Annotated in this window: 25 protein-coding genes; 2 read left to right on the forward strand and 23 right to left on the reverse strand. The window is 63.7% G+C overall.

Annotated elements, in window-relative coordinates:
* Positions 1-5 precede the first annotated feature (5 nt).
* The 9 genes from ccmI to ccmA all read right to left on the reverse strand — a co-directional run bounded on the left by ccmI (position 6) and on the right by ccmA (position 6,978).
* Positions 6-1,226, reverse strand: a complete 1,221-nt coding sequence (gene ccmI, locus VF716_RS01130) for a c-type cytochrome biogenesis protein CcmI (RefSeq protein ID WP_011913659.1) — start codon at positions 1,224-1,226, stop codon at positions 6-8.
* On the reverse strand, positions 1,223-1,696 hold the full coding sequence (locus VF716_RS01135) for a cytochrome c-type biogenesis protein (protein ID WP_011913660.1): 474 nt from the start codon (positions 1,694-1,696) through the stop codon (positions 1,223-1,225). The genes ccmI and VF716_RS01135 overlap by 4 nt, the downstream gene beginning before the upstream one ends.
* The gene (locus VF716_RS01140) at positions 1,693-2,223 is read right to left on the reverse strand and encodes a DsbE family thiol:disulfide interchange protein (protein WP_014597050.1); all 531 of its coding nucleotides are present in this window, start codon (positions 2,221-2,223) and stop codon (positions 1,693-1,695) included. The genes VF716_RS01135 and VF716_RS01140 overlap by 4 nt, the downstream gene beginning before the upstream one ends.
* A 1-nt stretch (position 2,224) precedes the next feature.
* A complete protein-coding gene (locus VF716_RS01145; RefSeq protein WP_011913662.1) occupies positions 2,225-4,198 on the reverse strand; it encodes a heme lyase CcmF/NrfE family subunit in 1,974 nt (657 codons plus the stop codon).
* On the reverse strand, positions 4,195-4,662 hold the full coding sequence (gene ccmE, locus VF716_RS01150) for a cytochrome c maturation protein CcmE (RefSeq protein WP_011913663.1): 468 nt from the start codon (positions 4,660-4,662) through the stop codon (positions 4,195-4,197). Before ccmE ends, VF716_RS01145 begins: the two co-directional genes overlap by 4 nt.
* Positions 4,659-4,835, reverse strand: coding sequence for a heme exporter protein CcmD (gene ccmD, locus VF716_RS01155; RefSeq protein ID WP_011913664.1), 177 nt, complete (start codon positions 4,833-4,835; stop codon positions 4,659-4,661). The genes ccmE and ccmD overlap by 4 nt, the downstream gene beginning before the upstream one ends.
* A complete protein-coding gene (locus tag VF716_RS01160) occupies positions 4,832-5,587 on the reverse strand; it encodes a heme ABC transporter permease (RefSeq protein ID WP_053528098.1) in 756 nt (251 codons plus the stop codon). The genes ccmD and VF716_RS01160 overlap by 4 nt, the downstream gene beginning before the upstream one ends.
* Positions 5,588-5,674: 87 nt before the next feature.
* Complete coding sequence (gene ccmB, locus VF716_RS01165; protein WP_053528099.1) at positions 5,675-6,346, reverse strand: heme exporter protein CcmB; 672 nt, start codon at positions 6,344-6,346, stop codon at positions 5,675-5,677.
* On the reverse strand, positions 6,343-6,978 hold the full coding sequence (ccmA, locus tag VF716_RS01170; RefSeq protein ID WP_011913667.1) for a cytochrome c biogenesis heme-transporting ATPase CcmA: 636 nt from the start codon (positions 6,976-6,978) through the stop codon (positions 6,343-6,345). Before ccmA ends, ccmB begins: the two co-directional genes overlap by 4 nt.
* 136 nt (positions 6,979-7,114) lie before the next feature.
* Here ccmA and fliK point away from each other — a divergent pair, with 136 nt between their 5' ends.
* Positions 7,115-8,641 carry a flagellar hook-length control protein FliK gene (gene fliK / locus VF716_RS01175; protein ID WP_014597052.1) on the forward strand — a complete coding sequence of 509 codons (1,527 nt, stop codon included), beginning with the start codon at positions 7,115-7,117 and terminating at the stop codon, positions 8,639-8,641.
* A complete protein-coding gene (locus tag VF716_RS01180; RefSeq protein WP_011913669.1) occupies positions 8,638-8,970 on the forward strand; it encodes an EscU/YscU/HrcU family type III secretion system export apparatus switch protein in 333 nt (110 codons plus the stop codon). Before fliK ends, VF716_RS01180 begins: the two co-directional genes overlap by 4 nt.
* On the opposite strand, the gene VF716_RS01185 is transcribed toward VF716_RS01180, so the two are convergent.
* The 14 genes from VF716_RS01185 to flhF form a co-directional block, all read right to left on the reverse strand.
* Entirely contained in the window at positions 8,951-9,391 is a 441-nt protein-coding gene (locus VF716_RS01185) for a rhodanese-like domain-containing protein (RefSeq protein WP_011913670.1), read from the reverse strand. The genes VF716_RS01180 and VF716_RS01185 overlap by 20 nt on opposite strands.
* Before the next feature lie 124 nt (positions 9,392-9,515).
* Complete coding sequence (locus tag VF716_RS01190) at positions 9,516-9,929, reverse strand: DUF2802 domain-containing protein (RefSeq protein ID WP_011913671.1); 414 nt, start codon at positions 9,927-9,929, stop codon at positions 9,516-9,518.
* A gap of 3 nt (positions 9,930-9,932) precedes the next feature.
* A complete protein-coding gene (locus VF716_RS01195) occupies positions 9,933-10,412 on the reverse strand; it encodes a chemotaxis protein CheW (protein WP_003296576.1) in 480 nt (159 codons plus the stop codon).
* Between the two features lie 81 nt (positions 10,413-10,493).
* Positions 10,494-11,324, reverse strand: a complete 831-nt coding sequence (locus tag VF716_RS01200) for a CheW domain-containing protein (RefSeq protein ID WP_011913672.1) — start codon at positions 11,322-11,324, stop codon at positions 10,494-10,496.
* Positions 11,325-11,410: 86 nt separating this feature from the next.
* Positions 11,411-12,199, reverse strand: coding sequence for a ParA family protein (locus VF716_RS01205; protein WP_011913673.1), 789 nt, complete (start codon positions 12,197-12,199; stop codon positions 11,411-11,413).
* An 86-nt stretch (positions 12,200-12,285) separates the two neighbouring features.
* Positions 12,286-13,122, reverse strand: a complete 837-nt coding sequence (gene motD / locus VF716_RS01210) for a flagellar motor protein MotD (RefSeq protein WP_013983214.1) — start codon at positions 13,120-13,122, stop codon at positions 12,286-12,288.
* Between the two features lie 5 nt (positions 13,123-13,127).
* A complete protein-coding gene (locus tag VF716_RS01215) occupies positions 13,128-13,868 on the reverse strand; it encodes a flagellar motor protein (RefSeq protein ID WP_013983215.1) in 741 nt (246 codons plus the stop codon).
* Positions 13,868-14,986 (reverse strand): protein-glutamate methylesterase/protein-glutamine glutaminase, encoded by a 1,119-nt coding sequence (locus tag VF716_RS01220; RefSeq protein ID WP_017243984.1) that lies wholly within the window; start codon positions 14,984-14,986, stop codon positions 13,868-13,870. The genes VF716_RS01215 and VF716_RS01220 overlap by 1 nt, the downstream gene beginning before the upstream one ends.
* A 48-nt stretch (positions 14,987-15,034) precedes the next feature.
* The gene (locus VF716_RS01225; protein ID WP_053528101.1) at positions 15,035-17,263 is read right to left on the reverse strand and encodes a chemotaxis protein CheA; all 2,229 of its coding nucleotides are present in this window, start codon (positions 17,261-17,263) and stop codon (positions 15,035-15,037) included.
* Between the two features lie 11 nt (positions 17,264-17,274).
* Entirely contained in the window at positions 17,275-18,069 is a 795-nt protein-coding gene (locus tag VF716_RS01230) for a protein phosphatase CheZ (RefSeq protein ID WP_011913678.1), read from the reverse strand.
* 23 nt (positions 18,070-18,092) lie between these two features.
* Positions 18,093-18,467 (reverse strand): chemotaxis response regulator CheY, encoded by a 375-nt coding sequence (locus tag VF716_RS01235; RefSeq protein WP_011913679.1) that lies wholly within the window; start codon positions 18,465-18,467, stop codon positions 18,093-18,095.
* 74 nt (positions 18,468-18,541) lie between these two features.
* Complete coding sequence (fliA, locus tag VF716_RS01240) at positions 18,542-19,267, reverse strand: RNA polymerase sigma factor FliA (protein WP_125872462.1); 726 nt, start codon at positions 19,265-19,267, stop codon at positions 18,542-18,544.
* Between the two features lie 17 nt (positions 19,268-19,284).
* Complete coding sequence (fleN, locus tag VF716_RS01245; protein WP_125872461.1) at positions 19,285-20,112, reverse strand: flagellar synthesis regulator FleN; 828 nt, start codon at positions 20,110-20,112, stop codon at positions 19,285-19,287.
* A gap of 91 nt (positions 20,113-20,203) precedes the next feature.
* Complete coding sequence (flhF, locus tag VF716_RS01250; protein ID WP_125872460.1) at positions 20,204-21,496, reverse strand: flagellar biosynthesis protein FlhF; 1,293 nt, start codon at positions 21,494-21,496, stop codon at positions 20,204-20,206.
* Between the last annotated feature and the right edge of the window lie 4 nt (positions 21,497-21,500).

Below are 21,500 nucleotides of genomic sequence, written 5' to 3' on the forward strand. Positions count from 1 at the left end.
TGGGATCAGGGCGCCTCGGCGCGATCGATCGTCAACCGCACGGCGTTTTTATCACCGCGAGTCTCGAGCGCCTCGCTTTGACCCATCCACTCACCCTTTGTTGCGTCACCCGTACGAGAAACCCGCGCCATCACCGTCACCTGCTCGACGCTGGAGATCTTGAGGGACGGCACCATCGCATCGGCGTCGCTCAGGGTGACGGTCGCCGGAAGATCACCGACGGTCAGGCGCTTGGCCGCCAGCGGAACCGGCGGTCCGTTCACTGCCCGGGCAAAAACGAAAACACTGTCCTCGGGCGATACCGTTTCCGCCACCTTCGGATCCAGCTGCACCTGGATTTGCAGCGCAGCGGCCTGCGTGCTCGCCGCAGCCGGCGCCTCGCCTGCTGCAGCGTTGCCGGAGCCGCCATCGACCTGCTGCCTGGCGCGTTCGATGCCGCCGCGGATGGCTTCGCGAGAAGGATCGTTCTCGGGCAACGCAGCCACCAGCTGCTCCCAGAAGCGCACGGCATCCTGATAGCGACCTTCCTCGTATGCCGCGATGCCGAGCAGGCCGAGACTGGTCAGTTCCTGCGGATCGGCCTGCAGCGCCTCATCGGTAAGCGCCTGCAGCTGTTCGGACCACTGCCGATCGCCGGCGAAGTATTGCGCCTGAGCCCACTGGCCAAGCAGTTCGGGCTGGCGTCCGGCAAGCTCTACCACGCGCGCGAATGCCTTGGCCGCATCGGCCGGGCGCTCCTGATTCATGTAGGTGCGCCCGAGGAAGTACCAGGCTTCGGCCGAATCGGGCTGCTCCTTCACGGCCTGCTCAAGATGAGCCGTCATTTCCTCGACGGTGCGTGGCTGTTCCGAGAACTGACGAGCCATCTGCACCTTGTCGCTGGCACCCCAGTGCATGTACAGCCCATAGCCCACCAGGGGCACCAGCACGGCTGCGATAAGCGGCACGCTACGACCCAACTTGGCGATTTTGGGGCTGTCGCTGTTTTCAGTGTCTTCCAACAACTCGCGTGCCGCGTCCGCGCGCCCCGCCTCGAGTTGGGCATCGCTCAGTGTTCCCGCCGCGTGCTGGGCGGTGAGTTCAGCCAGGCGCTCCTCGTAGAGCGCAACGTTGAGCGCCGTACGGTCTTCTTCGGCCTGGGCGCGACGACCACGCAGGATGGGGAGCAGCAGGAAGGCCAGCGCCACCAGCAGCAGAGCGCTGGCGGCTATCCAGAAATCGGTCATGAGTCTTTTTTATCCAGCAGCTTGGCGAGACGCTCGCGCTCGGTCTCGGAAAGGGTGTTCGATGCAGGCGCCTTCTCGACGCGGCGGCGACGTACCAGGATCACGGCCAGCACACCGAAGCCCAGCACCAGCAGGCCCGCCGGGCCGTACCAGAGCAGCAGGGTCTTCGCATTCACCGGCGGGTTGTAACGAACGAAGTCGCCATAACGGTCCACCAGGTAATCGACGATCTGGTCGTTGCTCTGCCCCTCCTCCAGCATGCGGAAGATTTCCTGGCGCAGATCCATCGCGATGGGCGCGTTGGAATCGGCGATGTTCTGGTTCTGGCACTTCGGACAACGCAGCTCTTCGGTCAACGTCCGGTAGCGCTCGCGTTCGGCCTCATCGCGAAACTCGTAGGTGTCGATCGCTGCCTGGGCCGTGGAAACCAGGAACAGCCCCAGCAGCGCAGCGTGGATCAATCGTTTCATTCGTCCACCAACTCCTGATAGAGCGCTGCGAGCTGCTCGCGCCAGACACGATCATCGATCACGCCGACGAACTTGTGACGGATGACGCCCTGCTTGTCGACCAAGAAGGTCTCGGGCGCGCCGTATACGCCCAAGTCCAGGCCCAGGCTGCCGCGCTCGTCACGAATGTTCAGCTGGTAAGGATCGTGAAATTCCTTCAGCCATTTCTGCGCCGCTGCGTTGTCATCCTTGTAGTTGACGCCATGGATGACCACGCCCTGCGCGGCCAGGCGATTGAGTACCGGGTGTTCGACCTTGCAGGCGACACACCAGGTTGCCCACACGTTGACCAGTGCGGGTTTGCCCTTGAGATCTGCGTCGGTGATCAGGCGCTGCTCATCTTCCACCGAGGGCAGCGAGAACGCGGGCAGCGGCTTGCCGATCAGCGCCGAAGGCAGCTCGGACGGATCGAGAAAAAGCCCCCGGTAGAGGAACACTGCCACCACCAGAAAAATCGCCAGTGGCAGCAACATCAGCAGTCTTTTCACATCAGGCTCCTTGCGCCGCCATACCCAATGCTTCGCGCACGCGGGTCTTTACCTTGACACGATAACGACGATCACTGGCGGCCAGGGCACCGCCCAGGCCCATCATCAGCGCACCCAACCAGATCCAGCGCACGAACGGCTTGATATGCACGCGCACTGCCCAGGCACCGTCGCCCAGCGGCTCGCCGAGGGCCACATAGAGGTCGCGAGTGAAGCCGGCGTCGATGCCCGCCTCGGTCATCGGCATCTGCTGCACGGTGTACAGGCGCTTCTCCGGATGCAGGGTGGCGATCTGCTTGTCACCGTCGAAAACCCGGATGGTGGCCTTGTCCGAGGTGAAGTTCGGCCCCTCGTGGTGCACCGCCCCCTCGAAGACGAACTCGTAACCACCCAGCGACAGCGACTCGCCCGGCGCCAGGCGCAGGTCACGCTCGGAGCTCTGATGGCTGGTCAACACCACACCGATCGCACAGACAGCGAGGCCCAGGTGCGCCAGGTGCATGCCCCAATAACTCGGTGCAAGGCTCCGTGCCCCCTTCAACAGGCCCTTGTGGCGGGTCTTGTCGAGCAGATCGCGGACGCTGGCGATGACCACCCATGCCGCCAGCAGGGATACCGCGAGCACGGCCCAGTTGAAGTCACCGAACAGCAGCGAGCCGAGCCCGCCGAGTACCACGCTGGTAATCAGCACCGGCGTGAGCATGCCGAGCAACCACTTCACCGGCGTGTCCTTCCAGCGCACCATGATCCCGACACCCAGCGTAAGCATCAGCGCGGCCATCAACGGCACGAACATGGCGTTGAAGTACGGCGGCCCGACCGACAGCTTGGCGCCAGACAGGGCATCCAGCAGCAGCGGATACAGCGTACCCAGCAGGATCATCGCGGTCGCCACGACGAGCAGCAGGTTATTGACCAGCAGCAGGGTTTCGCGCGACCAGAGGCCGAAGCCGACCTGACTCTTGACCACCGGCGCGCGCAGGGCGAACAGGGTCAGCGAGCCACCGACCACCATCAGCAGGAACACCAGGATGAACACGCCGCGCTCGGGATCGGTAGCGAAGGCGTGAACGGAAGTGAGTACACCGGAGCGGACGAGGAAGGTGCCGAGCAGGCTCAACGAGAAGGCCGCGATCGCCAGCAGCACCGTCCAGCTCTTGAAGACGCCGCGTTTCTCCGTGACGGCCAGCGAGTGGATCAACGCGGTACCGACCAGCCAGGGCATGAACGAGGCATTTTCCACCGGGTCCCAGAACCACCAGCCACCCCAGCCGAGCTCGTAATAGGCCCACCAGGAACCCAGCGCGATGCCCAGACCGAGGAACGCCCAGGCCACCAGCGTCCATGGACGGGACCAGCGCGCCCAGGCGGCATCCAGACGCCCGCCGAGCAGCGCGGCGATAGCGAAGGCGAAGGCAACCGAGAAGCCGACGTACCCCATGTAGAGCATCGGGGGATGCACGATCAGACCGAAGTCCTGCAGTAGCGGGTTGAGATCCCGGCCATCCATCGGCACCTGCGGCAGCAACCGCTCGAACGGGTTGGAGGTGACGATCAGGAACAGCAGGAAACCGATACTGATCAGGCCCATCACACCGAGCACGCGCGCCAACATGTCTTCCGGCAGCTGCCGGGAGAAGATCGCCACCGCGAAGGTCCAGCCGGCGAGAATGAAGGCCCACAGCAGCAGCGAACCTTCGTGGGCACCCCACACGGCACTGAACTTGTAGTACCAGGGCAAGGCGCTGTTGGAGTTGTGCGCCACATAGGCGACGGAGAAATCGTCGACCATGAAGGCGTAGGTCAGGCAGGCAAAGGAGAAACCGAGAAACGCGAACTGCCCCCAGGCCGCCGGCTGCGCCAGGCCCATCCATTGCCGGTCACCGCGCCAGGCACCGATCAGCGGCAGCGTGGCCTGGACCACGGCCAGGCACAGGGCCAGAATCATTGCCAGATGGCCGAGCTCCGGAATCATTTCGCGTACTCCTGCTTGCCGCCCTCGTAATGCTTCATCATGCCGCTCTTCTCCAGCGCCTGGGTCACTTCCGGCGGCATGTAGTTCTCATCGTGCTTGGCCAGGACCTCGTCGGCGACCAGCACGCCGTCGGCGTTGACCCGGCCCAGTGCGACGATACCCTGCCCTTCACGGAACAGATCCGGGAGGATGCCTTGATAGGTGATGGTGATCGCCTGGGCGCCATCGGTGACACGGAAAGCGACGCTGAGCGAATCGTTGGTGCGCTTGACCGAACCCTCTTCCACCAGCCCGCCTGCGCGGATTCGGGTGCCCTCCGGCGCTTCGCCGGCAGCGATCTGGGACGGCGTGTAGAACAGGTTGATGTTCTGCTGCAGGGCGGACAACGCCAGCGCCACGGCGATACCGACACCGGCGAGAATCGCCAGGACGATGAAAAGACGCTTCTTGCGCACCGGATTCACTTCGACTCCTCCCGGCGCAAACGACGCGCCTCATCTTGCAGGTAACGCCGACGCGCCAGTACGGGCAGCGCAACGTTGAGAATCAGCACCGCCAGGCTGATGCCGTATGCGGTCCAGACGTACACGCCATGATTGCCCATGGCGATGAAATCGGCGAAGGATGAAAAGTTCACGAGTTATTTCCCACCAGAGCCTTGACCTCGTCCTTCACCCAGCTTGCACGCGACTCGCGGCGCAGCACTTCCAAGCGCATGCGCATCAGCAGCACCGCGGTGAAGAAGCAATAGAAGCCGATCACCATCACCAGCAGCGGCAGCCACATCTCCATCGGCATGGCCGGTTTCTCGGTCACCTTGAAGGTCGCTGGCTGGTGCAGCGTGTTCCACCACTCCACCGAGTACTTGATGATCGGGATATTCACTACGCCGACGATCGCCAGCACCGCACAGGCCTTGGCCGCGCTGTCACGGTTACTGATTGCCTGGCCCAGCGCAATGATGCCGAAGTACAGGAACAGTAGGATCAGCATCGAGGTCAGCCGCGCGTCCCACACCCACCAGGCGCCCCAGGTCGGTTTGCCCCAGACCGCGCCGGTGAGCAGTGCGATGAAAGTCATCCACGCGCCGATCGGCGCCGCCTGCTGCAGCGCAACGTCAGCCAGCTTCATCTTCCAGACCAGTCCCACCACGCCGGCGACGGCGAGCATCACGTAGATGGACTGGGCCAGGAATGCGGCGGGGACATGAATGTAGATGATCCGGAAGCTGTTGCCCTGCTGGTAGTCCTCGGGAGCGAACGCCAGGCCCCAGACCACGCCGACGCTGACCAGCAACACGGCTGCCCAGGCCAGCCAGGGCAACCAACGCCCGCTGATCTCGTAGAACCACTTCGGTGAGCCCAGCTTGTGAAACCATGTCCAGTTCATCGGATGACTCGTCGTCCAGCGAGGCCCTGATGGATCAGGCCTCGAAATTCGTTACATCGACCGGCACATGCCGGCCATCTGGTATCGCTATTCGCCGACGCTGATCTTCAGCCCGGCAGCTATCGCAAAGGGTGCAAGAGTAACGGCCAACGCGGTCAGGCTGGCCAGCCAGAGCAGGTGTCCGACCGCCGGCAGGCCTTGCAGCGCCGCCTGCAGTGCACCACTGCCAAGGATCAGTACCGGGATGTAGAGCGGCAGGATCAGCAGCGCCAGCAGCAAACCGCCGCGCTTGAGCCCAACCGTAAGCGCCGCACCGACCGCACCGAGCAGGCTGAGGATCGGCGTTCCCAGCAGCAGCGATACCAGCAACACCGGGATGGTCCCCATCGGGAGGCCGAGCATCAACCCCAGCAGGGGCGCCAGCAAGACCAACGCCAAGCCGGAAAATGCCCAGTGTGCCAGCACCTTGGCGAGCACCAGAAGCGCGAGCGGGTGCGGCGAAACGACCCACTGCTCCAGGGAACCATCCTCGAAATCGCTGCGGAACAGGCCATCCAGCGAAAGCAGAACCGCAAGCAGGGCGGCAACCCATACCAGTCCCGGCGAAATCGTCTGCAGCAATTGCGTTTCCGGCCCGACCGCCAGAGGAAACAGCGCGATGACGATGGCGAAGAAGACCAGCGGGTTGGCCAGTTCGGCTGGGCGGCGGAACAACAGGCGAGTCTCGCGCGCCAGTAGGAGAGTGAAGACGCTGCTCATGCGGCCCGCTGCCCCAGATCCAGCTCACGATAGCCGATGGGCTTCTCCGTCAGGCTGTGGTGGGTGGTCAGCACGACCAGCCCGCCCTGCTCGCAATGGGCTGCCAGATGCCGTTCCAACTGCGCCACGCCATGCTTGTCGAGCGCGGTGAAGGGTTCATCGAGGATCCACAAAGGCGGCGGCGAGAGATACAACCGTGCCAGGCCGACGCGACGCTGCTGACCGGCGGACAGGGTGTGACAGGGGACGTCTTCGAAGCCCCGCAGTCCTACCTCGGCAAGGGCTTGCCAGATCGCGTCGCGGCCCGCGGGTTGATGCAGAGCGCAGAGCCAGGTGAGATTTTCTTCCGCAGTCAGCAGCCCCTTGATTCCGGCTGCATGACCGATCCACAACAGGTTGCGCGCCAATTCGCCACGCTGGGCATCCAGCGGCTGCCCCTGGAGCCGCACCTCGCCGGAGGTCGGCTGCATCAAACCGGAAAGCAGGCGTAGCAGGCTGGTCTTGCCGCTGCCGTTGGGGCCCGATATCTGCAGCATCTCGCCGCGCTCGAGACGGAGATCGAGCTTGTCGAATAACAGCCGCCAATCCCGCTCGCAGGCGAGCGCTACAGCTTCGAGAAAGGGAGTTGACACGGCTGGCGACACCTCAAGATGAAAAAGGCCCGGCCGCTATACTCAGGCATCAGGGCCAGGCGGGCGGAATTATACATGGCAACCCCAGGTGCCGAGGGCCGCAAACGCGAAAGGTTGTAAGAGCATTTGAGGAAAGATGACCGAGATCAAGAGTACCACTGCCCTGCCCCCGACCAGCGCGACACGTCCGGCTGTAGCGGCACAGGATCTCGCCCTCAAGGTGCTGCAACCGATGCAGAACCTGCTGGCAGCTGGCGAGCAGATCGAAGCCGAAGTGGTCAGCATCCGGGAGGCCGCCGAAGCGTTCCGCCTGGTGTTGCGCCTGACCATGGGCAGCGGACGCCAGGCCACGGTAGAAGTCAGCAGCAACAAACCCGCCGCGCCCGGCACGGCGCTGGTCGTCACCGCATTGTCCGATACCCGTCTGCTGGCCACGCCGCAAGCGGCCGGACGTCAGCCGGCCTCGATGATCGATCTGCAGCAGCTTCCGGTAGGCAGCGTGATCCAGGGCCGCGTCGTGGCGACCAGCCAGCAGCGCACGGAGGACGGGCAAACGTCTTTCAAGATCGTTGTCAGCCTGCTCAACTCACCCGTTGCCGGGCAGAAACTCAGCATCGAATCGGCCAACCCGCTGGCGCTCGGCAGTCTTTTGACGGCGCAGGTCAAGGACAGCCAGTCCCTGGCGTTTCTGCCACTGAGCGGTCGGCTCGATCAACTGCATGTCGGTGAGCAACTGGGCGCGCAGCAGAACCGACAGGCTTCGCTGGAAGGATTGTTCAGGGCGCTGCAGGGCGCGCCGGGCGCGCTCCCGGAAGGGCTGCGCGGCGCAGCGGAGAAGCTGCTCGGGCTGATTCCCGAGATGCAGCAGTTGGGCGACGCCAAGGCGCTGGCAGCAGCGCTGGCTCGGAGCGGCGTGTTCCTGGAGGCCCGCCTGCTTGCCGGCCATACCGATGGGCTGCAAGGCGACCTCAAGGCCGGACTGCTGCGCCTGCTGGCGCAGATGCCCAATCTGCCGGGTAGTACGCCATTGGGGGGAGCGCAGGCCGGCGCCATCGGCCAGGCACTGCCTGCCTTCGCGCGGCAAGCGCTGGGCTCGCTGGCGCAGAACAGTCCGCGTCAGCTCGCGCTCGGCTTTCCGCTGCCGGCCAGGTTACCGCCCGGTCTCGAGGAAGAAGCCGATCTGGAAATGCTGCTCAAGCTCGCTGCCGCTGCCGTATCGAGGCTCCAGACCCACCAGCTTTCCAGCCTGGCGCAGACACAGGTCGGGCCCGACGGCACTATGGTCACCACCTGGCAGCTGGAATTGCCGATGCGGGACCACCGCGACATCGTGCCACTGCAGATCAAGCTGCAGCGCGAAGACCAGCCGAAACGACAGGAAAAGGAGCGCGGCGATCCGCTGTGGAAGATCGAACTGGCGTTCGACGTCGCTCCGCTCGGGCCGTTGCAGGTTCAGGCCCAATTGACGCGCGGAACGCTGTCCAGCCAGCTCTGGGCCGAGCGCAGCGCCACCGCCCAGCTGGTCGCCAAGGAACTAGCTCATCTGCGCGAGCGCTTGCAAGCGGCCGGGCTGAGCGTAGGCGAACTGAGCTGCCGCCAGGGCACACCGCCGCAGGGTCCCAGCACCACGCTGGAACAACGTTTCGTGGACGAAAAAGCATGACAGACAAGCAGCCGCGCCAAGCCATCGCCCTGAGCTACGACGGCGTCAACGCGCCGAGCCTCAGCGCCAAGGGTGACGATGAGTTGGCCGAGGCGATTCTTGCGATCGCTCGGGAACATGAAGTGCCGATCTACGAGAACGCCGACCTGGTAAAACTGCTGGCGAGACTGGAGCTGGGCGACGAGATTCCCGAGGCCCTGTACCGGACCATCGCCGAGATCATCGCGTTCGCCTGGTACCTCAAGGGCAAGTGCCCACCCGGCTTTCAGGCAGCGTCCGACTCCGGTTCTACGGCGAACCTGCCGCTGCTCAGTGGGCCTGGGCATTGAGCGTGGCGGCCGCCCGGTCTTCTCCGGTGACCTGCGGGAAATCGTGCAGCTGCCAGGCAAAATAGCCCGAGCGGAAGTAGAACACCCGTGTGTAGCCCCAGCTGACAGCCATGCGCGCCGCTTCCGCGCTGCGCGGGCAGACTTCGCTGTCGCAGTAGATCACCAGCGGCAGCTCGCGGGGCCATTCCGGCCCGGCCAGGCTCACGAAGTCACTGGCTAGATCGAAATGTACGGCGCCTTCCACATGTCCCCACAGCCATTCCCGATCAGCACGGACGTCAATGAACACTGCGCCCAGCTCGTGCAGTCGCTTGGCCTGAAAGACGTTGACGGTCATCGCCCCGTCGACATTGTCCGGGGCCTCGGCAGCATGCGCGCCAAACGAAACCACGACCAACAGCACAACCAGTATGCGCCGCATCTTTGCCCTCCTCGTCCCAGGCCGGGACATGGATGCGCTCAGCTAAGCCAAGCCGATACGGTGTTGGAATATGGGGGATTCAGGAGGTTCCGATCAGGCCGACAAGGGGCTCGATCAGCCGGGATCAGGGCTTCTGACGGGCCTTGTGCAGCTTGCTCATCAGCTCGGCTTCGGACTGCGACAGCCCACAGGACTGGGTCAGGTCGTCGATGCTGGCGCCCATGCCGACCAGCTTGGCGGCCTGGGACAGCGCGAAGTTGTTGGGATCGCGCTGCTCCAGCTGAGTGAGCTTGTCCGGCAACGGGGCAACGGTACGGCTCAGTTCGCGTAGCTCGTCGCCCATGCGCAGGCTGCCCTCCAGATAGGCATCCAGACGGCTGCTCAGCTCCTTGATTCGCTTGTCCCTGCTGGCGTCACGCTGCTGCTGTTGCTCGGCCAGCAGGCGCTGCCGTCTGAGCAGCCACAGGCAGAACCCCAGCAGTCCCAGACAGCAGAAGGCCAGCGCAACCAGCGATGCGACCAGCGACGCGATCAGCATGTATCAGATGCTCTCAAGCTCGGCCCATTCTTCTTCGCTCATCATCTTGTCGAGTTCGACCAGAATCAGCAGCTCGCCGTTCTTGTTGCAAACGCCCTGAATGAACTTGGCGGATTCGTCGTTGCCCACGTTCGGCGCGGTTTCGATCTCGGACTGGCGGAGGTAGACCACCTCGGCAACGCTATCGACCATGATGCCGATGACCTGGCGGTCGGCTTCGATGATCACGATGCGGGTGTTGTCCGACACCGGCGCCGGCTCCAGACCGAAGCGCTGGCGGGTATCGATGACCGTGACCACGTTTCCGCGCAGGTTGATGATGCCCAGCACATAGCTAGGTGCACCCGGCACCGGAGCGATCTCGGTATAGCGCAACACTTCCTGAACCTGCATCACGTTGATGCCATACGTCTCGTTGTCCAGACGGAAGGTCACCCATTGCAGAACAGGATCTTCGGAACCCTGCGCAGACGTCATCTTCATAGTCCCACCTTCTCTAGTTACCGCTTTGGCGGTCGATTCTATCGTGGGGCCGCGCAAAGCACGGCCCCCTCGTTGGTTGTGTCAATGTGTTTTCGGCTTCGCCGCGTCGTGCATATGCTTGACCGCACCGCTGGCAATCAGCTCGGCCAGCGCAGTCACGTCGACCAGTGCGCACATGTGTTCGATCACCGTGCCGGCCAGCCAGGGGCGCTGATGACGCTGGGTGCGCCACTTCACCTCGCTAGGGTCCAGGCGAATCGAGCGGCTCACCTGGTGCACCGCCAGCCCCCACTCGTAGCCCTGGACAGAGATCACGTACTGCAGGCCCTCACGAAAATCGTCGCGATAACGGTCCGGCATCACCCAACGCGCGGTATCCAGTACTTTGAGATTGCCCGCCTGGCTCGGCAGTATGCCAAGAAACCAGCTGGGCTGACCGAACAGCGGAGTCAGTTCCTGCCCTGCCAGCGGATAGATGGAACCCAGACACACCAGCGGCACCGCCAGCGTGAGCCCGGCGACATCGAACAGCAGGCACTCGAAGGGCTCATCACCCCAACCCGGATGTGCTTGTGCCGGAACCTCCAGCGGCTCGCTGGCAGGCGGCGGTGCGACCAGCACTTCTACGACCGGTTCGGGGGCCGCTGGCGCCGCTACTGCTTCGGCAACGACCAGGGGCGGAGCGACAGGAACCGTCTCGGGGACGGCAACCGGCAGCGCGGACGGCACGATTTCCAGCCGCGGAGGTTGGCTTTGCCGGATATCGCGCAGCTGCTCCTCGAGCACCGCGGCCTTGAATTCATCCTGACTGACCGAATCCGCCAGCTCGATGGCAGCATCCTGCAGCAGCCCATCGAGATAGGACTGCAGCGCCTGCTGGGATCGGGTTTCGGTGAGAACGGTGCGGTTCATGGAGCGAACTCGTGATGAGAATCTGAACAGGCTATCGGCCATGTGCCCGACAAACTTGAGCCATCAGCCGCCGAGCGGCATGCCATTCATGCCACCTGCGGTGAGGCTTGCGACGCCAGCAGATGCTTGAGCAGGGCACGATAGGCAATCACCGCCCGGCTGGCCGGATCGAACTGCGACGGCGTCAGGCCGGCGCGGCTGGCATCGCGCAGGCGAGTATCGACCGGTATGAAGGCCGGCCACAGGTGATCGGCATAACCGGCACGCAGCACCTTGAGCGTGTTCATCGACGCCTGGGTCCGGCGATCGAACAGCGTCGGCACGATGGTGTACGGCAGCGCCTGCTTGCGTGACCGGTTGATCATCGCCAGCGTGCTGACCATCCGCTCCAGCCCCTTCATCGCCAAGAACTCGGTCTGTACCGGAATCACCAGCTGCTGGCTCGCCGCCAGGGCATTGACCATCAGCACGCCAAGCAGTGGCGGGCTGTCGATGATCGCGTAATCGAAATCCTGCCAGAGCTGGGAAAGGCTCTTGGCGATCACCAGCCCGAGACCGTTCTGCCCCGGGGACTGGCGCTCCAGTGTCGCCAGCACGGTGCTCGACGGCATCAGCGAGATGCGCTCGTGGCTGGTGGCCAGCAGTAACTGCCAGGGCAGCCCCTCCGGAACGGTCCCCTGATGCTGGAACAGGTCGAACACGCTGTGCTCCAGATTGTCGGGATCGTGGCCGAAATAGCTGGTCATCGAACCATGCGGGTCCAGATCCAGCACCACGACCCGTTTACCGGAGTCCGCCAGCAGACCTGCCAGCGCGACCGACGTGGTGGTCTTGCCCACTCCACCCTTTTGATTGGCTACAGCCCAGACTCTCATTGCTTATCCACCCGGCGAATGGACCGGAACGGCTCCGCCTGAAAATGGCAGAGCGACGGTGTTTTGACGACTGCGCCCGGAAGCGCTTACATGGACCCGGCTGGTGCAGATTGTGTGCCAGCACGACGCAAGGCTTCGTTCGGCCGGGCGTTGCCGCTGCCTACGCCGGTCACGCTGCGCCGCACATCGAGATTGCGCGACACTACCAGCACCACACGGCGATTCCGCGCCCGTCCCTCGGCAGTCGCATTGTCCGCCACAGGCTGAAACTCACCATACCCCACCGCGGCCAACCTGGACGGATTGACGCCCTGCGCCGCCAGCATCCGAACCACGCTGCCGGCACGCGCGGCAGACAGCTCCCAGTTGGTCGGAAACTTGTCGGTACTGATGGGCAGATTGTCGGTGAAGCCTTCGACGTGGACCGGGTTGTCGAACGGAGCCAGAATTCCGGCAACCTTGTCGATCAGCTGGAACGCCTGATCGTTGGGCAACGCATCGCCGCTGGGAAACAGCAGGCTGGAGCTGAGCTCTATCTCGATCCACAGCTCGTTGCCCCGAATCGTCAGCTGGTCATTGGCGATCAGCTCGCCGAATGTCTCACGCATGCTCTGTGCGATGCGCTCCAGCGGATCGAGCGTCGGCTCCCCGGAGCCGGGACCGGTGAGATCCTCGACCTGCGAAACGTCGGGCTCGGTGGTGCGCGGTCGCTCTTCACCGATGGGAATGGGCTTGACCGAACGGTCGACCTGGTTGAACACGCCGACCAGCGAATCGGAGAGGATCTTGTACTTGCCTTCGTTGATCGAGGAAATGGAATACATCACCACGAAAAAGGCGAACAGCAAGGTGATGAAGTCAGCATACGAGACCAGCCAACGTTCGTGGTTCTCGTGCTCTTCCGGCGCTCTGCGTCTGGCCATGGCGCTCAGTCCATGAAGCCTTGCAGCTTCATCTCGATGGAGCGCGGGTTCTCACCCTCGGCGATCGACAGGACCCCCTCCAGCAGCATTTCGCGGTAGGCCGTCTGCCGCTGGACGATGCTCTTGAGCTTGTTGCCGACCGGCAATACCAGCAGGTTGGCAAAGGCGACGCCATAGATGGTGGCAACGAACGCCACGGCGATGCCGCTGCCCAGCTGACTGGGATCGGCAAGGTTGCCCATCACATGGATCAGCCCCATCACCGCACCGATGATTCCGATGGTCGGCGAGTAGCCGCCCATGCTCTCGTAGACCTTGGCGGCACGCAGGTCGCGGCCCTCCTGGGTATAGAGATCAACCTCGAGAATGCTGCGGATCACCTCCGGCTCGGCGCCGTCGACCAGCAGTTGCAGGCCTTTGCGCGCGTATGGATCGGGCTCGGTCTCGGCGACGGGCTCGAGGCCGAGCAGCCCCTCCTTGCGTGCCGTGTTGCTCCAGGTGGTCACCATGAGAATGCCGCGCGCCAGATCGATGCGCGGCGGAAAGAAGATCCAGCGGCCGATGCTCATCGCCCGCATGAACACCGCGATCGGCGTCTGCAGCAACACCGCGCCCAGCGTACCGCCCAGCACGATCAATGCTGCCGGTCCGTTGAGCAACGCCGAGATATGGCCGCCCTCGAGAAAGTTGCCCCCGACGATGGCGACGAACGCAAGCAACAGCCCGATAAGGCTGAGTACGTCCATCAGATGCAGGCCTCGGCCAGATTGCGGCCGATGTCATCCAGACCGTACACGGCGTCGCTGAGGTTGGCCTTCACCACCGCCATCGGCATGCCGTAGATCACGCAGCTGGCTTCATCCTGCGCCCACACCTGGCTGCCGCTCTGCTTGAGCAGACGCGCGCCTTCACGGCCATCGGCGCCCATGCCGGTCAGCACCACCGCCAGCACCTTGTCGTGGAACGACTTGGCCGCCGAGCCGAAGGTCACGTCGACACAGGGCTTGTAGTTCAGGCGATCATCGCCGGGCAGGATGCGCACGGCGCCGCGCCCGTCGATCATCATCTGTTTGCCGCCGGGTGCCAGCAATGCGAGCCCTGGGCGCAGCACATCGCCGTCCTCGGCCTCCTTGACGCGAATGCGGCAGAGCTTGTCCAGGCGATCGGCGAAGGCCTTGGTGAAAGCCGCCGGCATGTGCTGGATCAGCACGATCGGCGCGGGAAAGTTGGCCGGCAGCTGGGTCAGCACACGCTGCAGCGCCACCGGGCCACCGGTGGAAGTACCGATCGCCACCAGCTTGTAGGCCTTGCGCTTGGGCGCGGGAGAGCGGCTGGCCGCAGGCGCAGGCGTTGCCGCTGCGCTGCCCGCACGAGGCGCAGTCGAAGCGGGCAGCGCCGAAGCCGTGCCACGCGGTGAAGTCGAAGGCGTAGCAACGCTCGAAGAGCAGAAGGTGCTGTAGCGACGGTTACTGCGCGAGACGGTATGCACCTTTTCGCACAGCAGCTGCTTGACCTTGTCCGGGTTGCGCGAGATGTCCTCGAAGTTCTTCGGCAGATAATCCACCGCGCCGGCATCCAGCGCATCGAGGGTGACCCGCGCGCCTTCGTGCGTCAGCGAGGAAAACATCAGCACCGGCGTGGGACAGCGCTGCATGATCTGCCGGACCGCGGTGATGCCGTCCATCATCGGCATCTCGTAATCCATGGTGATGACGTCCGGCTTCAGCGCCAGCACCTGATCGATCGCCTCGCGCCCGTTGGTGGCGGTGCCGACGACCTGGATATTGGGATCAGAGGAAAGGATTTCCGAGACACGCCGGCGAAAGAAACCGGAATCGTCGACGACCAGGACCTTGACTGCCATACATCACTCCTAGCGACAGCGCCGCACAGGCGGCGCTGCCTGACCGAATCAAACCCTGCGCGCGTACCGCTTGAGCATGCTGGGCACATCGAGAATCAGAGCGATGCGGCCATCGCCGGTGATGGTCGCGCCGGACATGCCGGGCGTACCCTGCAGCATCTTGCCCAGCGGCTTGATGACCACCTCTTCCTGGCCGACCAGCTGATCGACGACGAAGCCGATGCTCTGGTTGCCGACGCTGAGAATCACCACGTGACCTTCGCGCTGCTCTTCCTGAGCGGCGTCATGGACCAGCCAGCGCTTGAGGTAGAACAACGGCAGCGCCTTGTCGCGCACGATCACCACTTCCTGACCGTCGACGACGTTGGTACGCGACAGGTCCAGGTGGAAGATCTCGTTGACGTTGACCAGCGGAAAGGCGAACGCCTGGTTGCCAAGCATCACCATCAGCGTCGGCATGATTGCCAGGGTCAGCGGCACCTTGATCACCACCTTCGAGCCCTGGCCCTTGGTGGAGAACACGTTGACCGTACCGTTGAGCTGAGAAATCTTGGTCTTGACCACGTCCATGCCGACGCCGCGGCCGGACACGTCGGAAATCTCGGTCTTGGTCGAAAAGCCCGGCGCGAAGATCAGGTTGTAGCACTCCAGATCGCTCAGGCGGTCTGCGGCATCCTTCTCCAGCATGCCCTTTTCCACAGCCTTGGCACGCAGGATGTTGGCATCCATACCCTTGCCGTCATCACTGATGACCAGCAGGATATGGTCGCCTTCCTGCTCGGCGGACAGCACCACTCGACCGGTACGCGGCTTGCCGGCGGCCTCGCGCTCCTCCGGCATCTCGATACCGTGGTCGACGGCGTTGCGCACCAGGTGCACCAGCGGATCGGCCAGGGCCTCGACCAGGTTCTTGTCCAGGTCGGTTTCCTCGCCCACCAGCTCCAGGTTGATCTCTTTCTTCAGGCTGCGCGCCAGATCGCGAACCAGTCGCGGGAAGCGACCGAAGACTTTCTTGATCGGCTGCATGCGGGTCTTCATCACCGCGCTCTGCAGGTCGGCGGTGACCACGTCGAGGTTGGAAACGGCCTTGGCCATCGCCTCGTCGCCGCTATTGGAACCCAGGCGCACCAGGCGGTTACGGACCAGCACCAGTTCGCCGACCATGTTCATGATCTCGTCCAGGCGCGCGGTATCCACACGCACGGTCGTCTCGACTTCGGCCGGTGCCTTGTCCGCCGCGGCCGGTGCCGGAGCGGCCGCCTTGCTCGCTGCCGCGGCCGGCTTGGCTGGCGCAGCGGCACGAGCGGGCTCCGCCTTGGGTGCCGCCTTTGCCGGGGCTGCCGCAACGGGCTCGGCCGGGGACGCATCGGCGACCGCCGGCTCGAACTTGCCCTTGCCGTGCAGCTGATCGAGCAGCGCTTCGAACTCGTCGTCGGTTATTTCGTCGCTGGACGCCGCGGGCGCACTGTCCTTGGCGGACCCGGCGCCGGCCGCTTCGGCCGACGAGCCGGCGACCGAGCCGACTGGCTCGAACTTGCCCTTGCCGTGCAGCTGGTCGAGAAGTGCTTCGAATTCCTCATCGGTGATTTCATCACCGGTCTTTGCAGCGGCTGCATCTGGCGCAACAGGTACCGCAGGCGCTGCGGCGCTAGCCGGTGCCGAGAACTGGCCCTTGCCATGCAACTGATCGAGCAGCGACTCGAATTCGTCGTCGGTGATCTCGTCGGTAACGGGGCCGTGTTCTGCCTCGCTCGCAGCCGTCTCGCTCGCAGCCGGCTGGATCGCGTCGAGCAACTGCTCGAACTCGCTATCGGCGCCAGCGGGCTCGGCCTCAGGCTCGGCGACCACCTGCGGGGCAGCCGGAACGACTGGCGCCGCATCGGCGGAAGCGGGCTCGGCGAGGCGCGCAAGCGCAGCCAGCAGCTCGGGTGAGGCAGGCGTCGGCTCGACGCGTTCGCGGACCTGACTGAACATTTCGTTCACGGCGTCCAGCGCCTGCAGAACGACATCCATCAGTTCGGAATCGACGCGACGCTCACCCTTGCGCAGGATGTCGAAGACGTTTTCGGCGATATGGCAGCACTCCACCAGCTCATGAAGCTGAAGGAAGCCTGCACCGCCCTTGACCGTGTGGAACCCGCGAAAAATCGCATTGAGCAACGCCATGTCATCGGGGCTGCTTTCCAGCTCCACGAGTTGCTCGGACAATAGTTCGAGAATCTCGCCGGCCTCTACCAGGAAGTCCTGGAGGATTTCTTCATCGGCGTCGAAGCTCATATTCACTTCCCCTAAAAGCCCAGGCTTGAAAGCAGATCATCGACATCGTCCTGGCCGGAAACGACGTCTTCACGCATATCGGCATGCATCTGCGGACCTTCACCGTTGGAAGGCATTTTTTCTTGTTTTTTCTTCTCTTGCTCGGCGCGCATGGCATCGCGGTCGTGCTGGATGCCGGCAACGCGGTCCACCTGCCCCGCCATGAGGACGAGATTGAGCAGGTTGCTTTCAAGCTCAGTGATCAGTCGGGTCACCCGCTTGATCACCTGGCCGGTTAGATCCTGGAAGTCCTGAGCCAGCATGATCTCGCTGAGATTCTGCGAAAGCTGGCTGCCATCGTTCATGCTGCGCTGCAGATACTGGTCGATGCGCTTGACCAGATCGCGGAACTGCTCGGCATTCATGTCGCGGCGCATGAAGCGCTGCCAATCGGCCGTCAGGCTCTGAGCCTCGTAGCTGACATAGTTCACCAGCGGGGCCGATTCCTCGACCAGGTCCATGGTGCGATTGGCGGCTTTCTCGGTCATTTCCACCACGTAGGACAGACGGTCGGTGGCATCGGTGATCGGTGAAGGGTCGCCGCCCGTGGCGCAGGTGTCCATCTCGAGCTTGACGATGGCGTTGTGCAGCTCGCGCGTGAGCTTGCCCACTTCCTGATAGAGCCCGTTGTTGCGCACCTGATTGAGCTCGTTGAACATCTGCGTCGCTTCATCGAAGCGGCCTTGCTGCAGGCTTTCAATCAGGCGGGGTGCATTGGCCTTCAGAGTCGCTTCGAACTCTGCCAGGCTTTGATCTGCTTGCGTCATAGTGCCCTCGCGGCGTTACTGCTTCAGCCGTTGACGCGCTCGAAGATCTTCTCGATCTTTTCCTTGAGCACCTGGGCGGTGAAGGGTTTGACCACATAGCCATTGACCCCGGCCTGGGCCGCTTCGATGATCTGATCGCGCTTCGCCTCGGCGGTCACCATCAGTACCGGCAGATGCTTGAGGCGCTCGTCCGCGCGCACTGTGCGCAGCAGATCGATACCGCTCATGCCCGGCATGTTCCAGTCGGTGACCAGGAAATCGAAGCTGCCGCTTTTCAGCATCGGCAGTGCGGTGGTGCCGTCGTCCGCCTCGGCGGTGTTGGTGAACCCCAGATCACGCAAGAGGTTCTTGATGATTCGTCTCATCGTCGAGAAGTCATCGACGATGAGGATTTTCATGTTCTTGTCCAAGTCGACCTCCGTAAGTCCCAAAATGCCTCAGCAAACCGAGCACGTCATACCGCAAACAATTGTCAATTGGCGCGCCATTCGCCGAGGCGTGCACGCAAGCGCGCAGCACACTGGCTATGCAACTGGCTCACACGCGACTCGCTGACTCCCAGCACCTGACCAATTTCCTTCAAGTTCAACTCTTCGCCGTAATACAGCGACAGCACCAGCTTCTCGCGTTCGGGCAGATTGCCGATGGCATCGGCCAGCGCCTGCTGGAAACGCTCGTCCTCCAGATCGCGAAACGGTTCCGGATGGGTGCTGCTCGCGTCTTCCTGCAGTTCGCCGTGCTCGCCTTCCTGCAGCAGATCGTCAAAGCTGAAGAGGCGGCTGCCCAGCGTGTCGCCGAGAATGGCGTAGTACTCGTCGAGGCTAAGCTCCAGTTCGGCCGCAACCTCGTGATCTTTAGCGTCACGCCCGGTTTTCGCCTCGATGGCGCGGATCGCCTCGCTGACCATGCGCGAGTTGCGGTGCACCGAGCGCGGCGCCCAGTCCCCCTTGCGCATTTCGTCGAGCATGGTGCCGCGGATGCGGATACCGGCGTAGGTTTCGAAACTGGCACCTTTGCCGGCGTCGTATTTCTTCGCTGCTTCCAGCAGTCCGATCATTCCAGCCTGGATCAGATCGTCCACCTGCACGCTGGCAGGCAGGCGCGCCAACAGGTGGTAAGCGATTCGCTTGACCAACGGGGCGTACTGATCGATCAGGCGGTACTGCGCATCCTTTGCCTGAGCCTTGCTGTAATACATAGCGGATCCGGCACCTGTCATTCGTGGCTTTCTGAAGCGGGACTGACGAGGCGCTCGACGAAGAACTCGAGATGGCCACGCGGGGTAGCGGGCAACGGCCAGGTATCGATCTTCTGTGCGATGGCCTTGAAGGCCAGCGCGCATTTCGAGCGCGGATAGGCCTCGTAGACCGCACGCTGTTTCTGTACCGCCTTGCGCACGGCCTCGTCGTAAGGCACGGCGCCAACGTACTGCAGCGCCACATCGAGAAAGCGTTCGGTAACCTTAGTGAGTTTGGCGAACAGGTTGCGACCTTCTTGCGGCGCATGGGCCATGTTGGCCAGTACGCGGAAGCGGCTGATGCCGTAGTCACGATTGAGCAGCTTGATCAGCGCGTAGGCGTCCGTGATCGACGTCGGCTCGTCGGTGACCACCAGCAGCACCTCCTGCGCGGCGCGCACGAAGCTGACCACCGAGTCGCCGATACCGGCCGCGGTGTCGATGATCAGCACGTCGATCTCGTCGCCCATCTCGCTGAATGCCTGGATCAGCCCTGCGTGCTGCAGGGACGACAGCTGCACCATGCTCTGGGTACCGGACGCAGCCGGCACGATGCGGATGCCGCCCGGGCCCTGGATGAGCACGTCACGTAGATCGCACTCGCCGGCGATTACGTCGGCCAGGGTGCGCTTGCTGGTCAGACCCAGCAGCACGTCGACGTTGGCCAAGCCGAGGTCGGCGTCGAGCAATACCACACGCCGGCCGAGATCGGCCAGCGCCAGCGCCAGATTGACCGACACGTTGGTCTTGCCGACGCCACCCTTGCCGCCGGTCACCGCAATCACCTGTACGGGGTGCATACCCATGTTCACACGCCTATATCTTGCTGGGGCCTTTCGGCCGGCGATGCGCACGCAGGGCACGCATCTGATTCATTCTGGTACCGCTGTCGCCACATCATCCAGCCCGCCGTGACGAACCGTTGTACAAGCCGGCGAACATATCGGCCATGGTGTCCTCGCTCGGCTCCTCGCCGGATTGCAAACTCACCGCACGGCTCACCAGCTGATGGCTACGCGGCAGATGCAGGTCGTCCGGAATGCGCGGGCCGTCCGCGAGGTAGGCTATCGGCAAGTGCTGGCTGATTGTGAGCCCGAGCACATCACCGAGGCTGCCCGCCTCATCCAACTTGGTCAGAATACAACCCGCCAGGCCGCAACGACGATAATTGTGCCATGCCGCCTTGAGCACCTGGCTCTGGCTGGTTGCCGCCAGCACCAGGTAATTCTTCGATTTGACACCCTTGTCCGAAAGCGCCTGCAGCTGCATGCGCAGCGTCGGATCGCTGGCGGGCAGGCCGGCAGTGTCGATCAGGATCACCCGCTTGCGCGCCAGCGAAGCCAGCGACTTGCTCAGGGGCTCGCTCGGGTCGATCTGCAGCACCGGTACGTCGAGGATGCGGCCAAGCGTCTTGAGCTGCTCCTGGGCGCCGATGCGGTAGTTGTCCATGCTCGCCAGAGCGATGCTCTGCGCGCCGTACTTCAGCACGTAGCGAGCGGCGAGCTTGGCCAGCGTGGTGGTCTTGCCGACGCCCGCGGGCCCGACCAGGGCAATCACCCCGCCTTCTTCCAGCGGCTCGTTCTTGCTGACCTTGATGGCCTGCGCCAGATGCGCCAGCACCATCCGCCAGGCCTGACGCGCATCCGTGACGACGGCGACCTTGTCCAGCAGGCTGCGCGACAGTTCGGCCGGCAGACCCAGACGCTGCAGGCGACGCCACAGGCCTGCCTGCTGCGGGCGGCGGCTCTGCTCCTGGCCCCAGGCGATCGAACCGAGCTGCACTTCGATCAGCTCGCGCAGGCCGTGCAGTTCCGAATACATCGCCTCGATCGCGCGGGCGTCCACCGCAGCGGCCGGCTCGGCCACTGCGGCAGGTTGCGGCTTGCTCGCCGCAGCGGCCGACTTCTCGTCAAGCAGTTGACGATCCCGCATCTTCGCCTGCGGCGCGGCGCTCAGTTCGGCATGGGCATTGGCCAGGCGCGACTGCGTCATGCGCAATTCGGCCTCCAGCGCAGCATTCGGCTTGGCTGCCGCCGGCGCGGACTGCATCGGGTAGTCGAGGACAGCCGTCAGCTCGACGCCGCCGGCGACCCGGCGATTGCCGATGATCACGGCATCGGCGCCCAGCTCGTCACGCACCATCTTCATGGCGATGCGCATATCGGCGGCGAAGAAACGTTTGACCTGCATGGCC

Origin of the sequence: Stutzerimonas sp. Brlt_14, from assembly GCF_051948915.1 — a bacterium.
GTDB classification, from domain to species: Bacteria; Pseudomonadota; Gammaproteobacteria; order Pseudomonadales; family Pseudomonadaceae; genus Stutzerimonas; species Stutzerimonas stutzeri.

Excerpts from the sequence above, each read along its gene's own strand:
- VF716_RS01180 (WP_011913669.1), top strand. The coding sequence starts at position 8,638 with ATGACAGACAAGCAGCCGCGCCAAGCCATCGCCCTGAGCTACGACGGC.
- ccmI (WP_011913659.1), bottom strand. The coding sequence starts at position 1,226 with ATGACCGATTTCTGGATAGCCGCCAGCGCTCTGCTGCTGGTGGCGCTG.
- flhF (WP_125872460.1), bottom strand. The coding sequence starts at position 21,496 with ATGCAGGTCAAACGTTTCTTCGCCGCCGATATGCGCATCGCCATGAAG.
- fleN (WP_125872461.1), bottom strand. The coding sequence starts at position 20,112 with ATGGGTATGCACCCCGTACAGGTGATTGCGGTGACCGGCGGCAAGGGT.
- VF716_RS01205 (WP_011913673.1), bottom strand. The coding sequence starts at position 12,199 with ATGAGAGTCTGGGCTGTAGCCAATCAAAAGGGTGGAGTGGGCAAGACC.
- VF716_RS01200 (WP_011913672.1), bottom strand. The coding sequence starts at position 11,324 with ATGAACCGCACCGTTCTCACCGAAACCCGATCCCAGCAGGCGCTGCAG.
- VF716_RS01235 (WP_011913679.1), bottom strand. The coding sequence starts at position 18,467 with ATGAAAATCCTCATCGTCGATGACTTCTCGACGATGAGACGAATCATC.
- VF716_RS01215 (WP_013983215.1), bottom strand. The coding sequence starts at position 13,868 with ATGGACGTACTCAGCCTTATCGGGCTGTTGCTTGCGTTCGTCGCCATC.
- VF716_RS01225 (WP_053528101.1), bottom strand. The coding sequence starts at position 17,263 with ATGAGCTTCGACGCCGATGAAGAAATCCTCCAGGACTTCCTGGTAGAG.
- VF716_RS01145 (WP_011913662.1), bottom strand. The coding sequence starts at position 4,198 with ATGATTCCGGAGCTCGGCCATCTGGCAATGATTCTGGCCCTGTGCCTG.
- VF716_RS01135 (WP_011913660.1), bottom strand. The coding sequence starts at position 1,696 with ATGAAACGATTGATCCACGCTGCGCTGCTGGGGCTGTTCCTGGTTTCC.
- ccmB (WP_053528099.1), bottom strand. The coding sequence starts at position 6,346 with ATGAGCAGCGTCTTCACTCTCCTACTGGCGCGCGAGACTCGCCTGTTG.
- VF716_RS01230 (WP_011913678.1), bottom strand. The coding sequence starts at position 18,069 with ATGACGCAAGCAGATCAAAGCCTGGCAGAGTTCGAAGCGACTCTGAAG.
- VF716_RS01190 (WP_011913671.1), bottom strand. The coding sequence starts at position 9,929 with ATGCTGATCGCGTCGCTGGTCGCATCGCTGGTTGCGCTGGCCTTCTGC.
- VF716_RS01160 (WP_053528098.1), bottom strand. The coding sequence starts at position 5,587 with ATGAACTGGACATGGTTTCACAAGCTGGGCTCACCGAAGTGGTTCTAC.
- VF716_RS01185 (WP_011913670.1), bottom strand. The coding sequence starts at position 9,391 with ATGCGGCGCATACTGGTTGTGCTGTTGGTCGTGGTTTCGTTTGGCGCG.
- VF716_RS01195 (WP_003296576.1), bottom strand. The coding sequence starts at position 10,412 with ATGAAGATGACGTCTGCGCAGGGTTCCGAAGATCCTGTTCTGCAATGG.
- fliA (WP_125872462.1), bottom strand. The coding sequence starts at position 19,267 with ATGTATTACAGCAAGGCTCAGGCAAAGGATGCGCAGTACCGCCTGATC.
- VF716_RS01220 (WP_017243984.1), bottom strand. The coding sequence starts at position 14,986 with ATGGCAGTCAAGGTCCTGGTCGTCGACGATTCCGGTTTCTTTCGCCGG.
- motD (WP_013983214.1), bottom strand. The coding sequence starts at position 13,122 with ATGGCCAGACGCAGAGCGCCGGAAGAGCACGAGAACCACGAACGTTGG.
- fliK (WP_014597052.1), top strand. The coding sequence starts at position 7,115 with ATGACCGAGATCAAGAGTACCACTGCCCTGCCCCCGACCAGCGCGACA.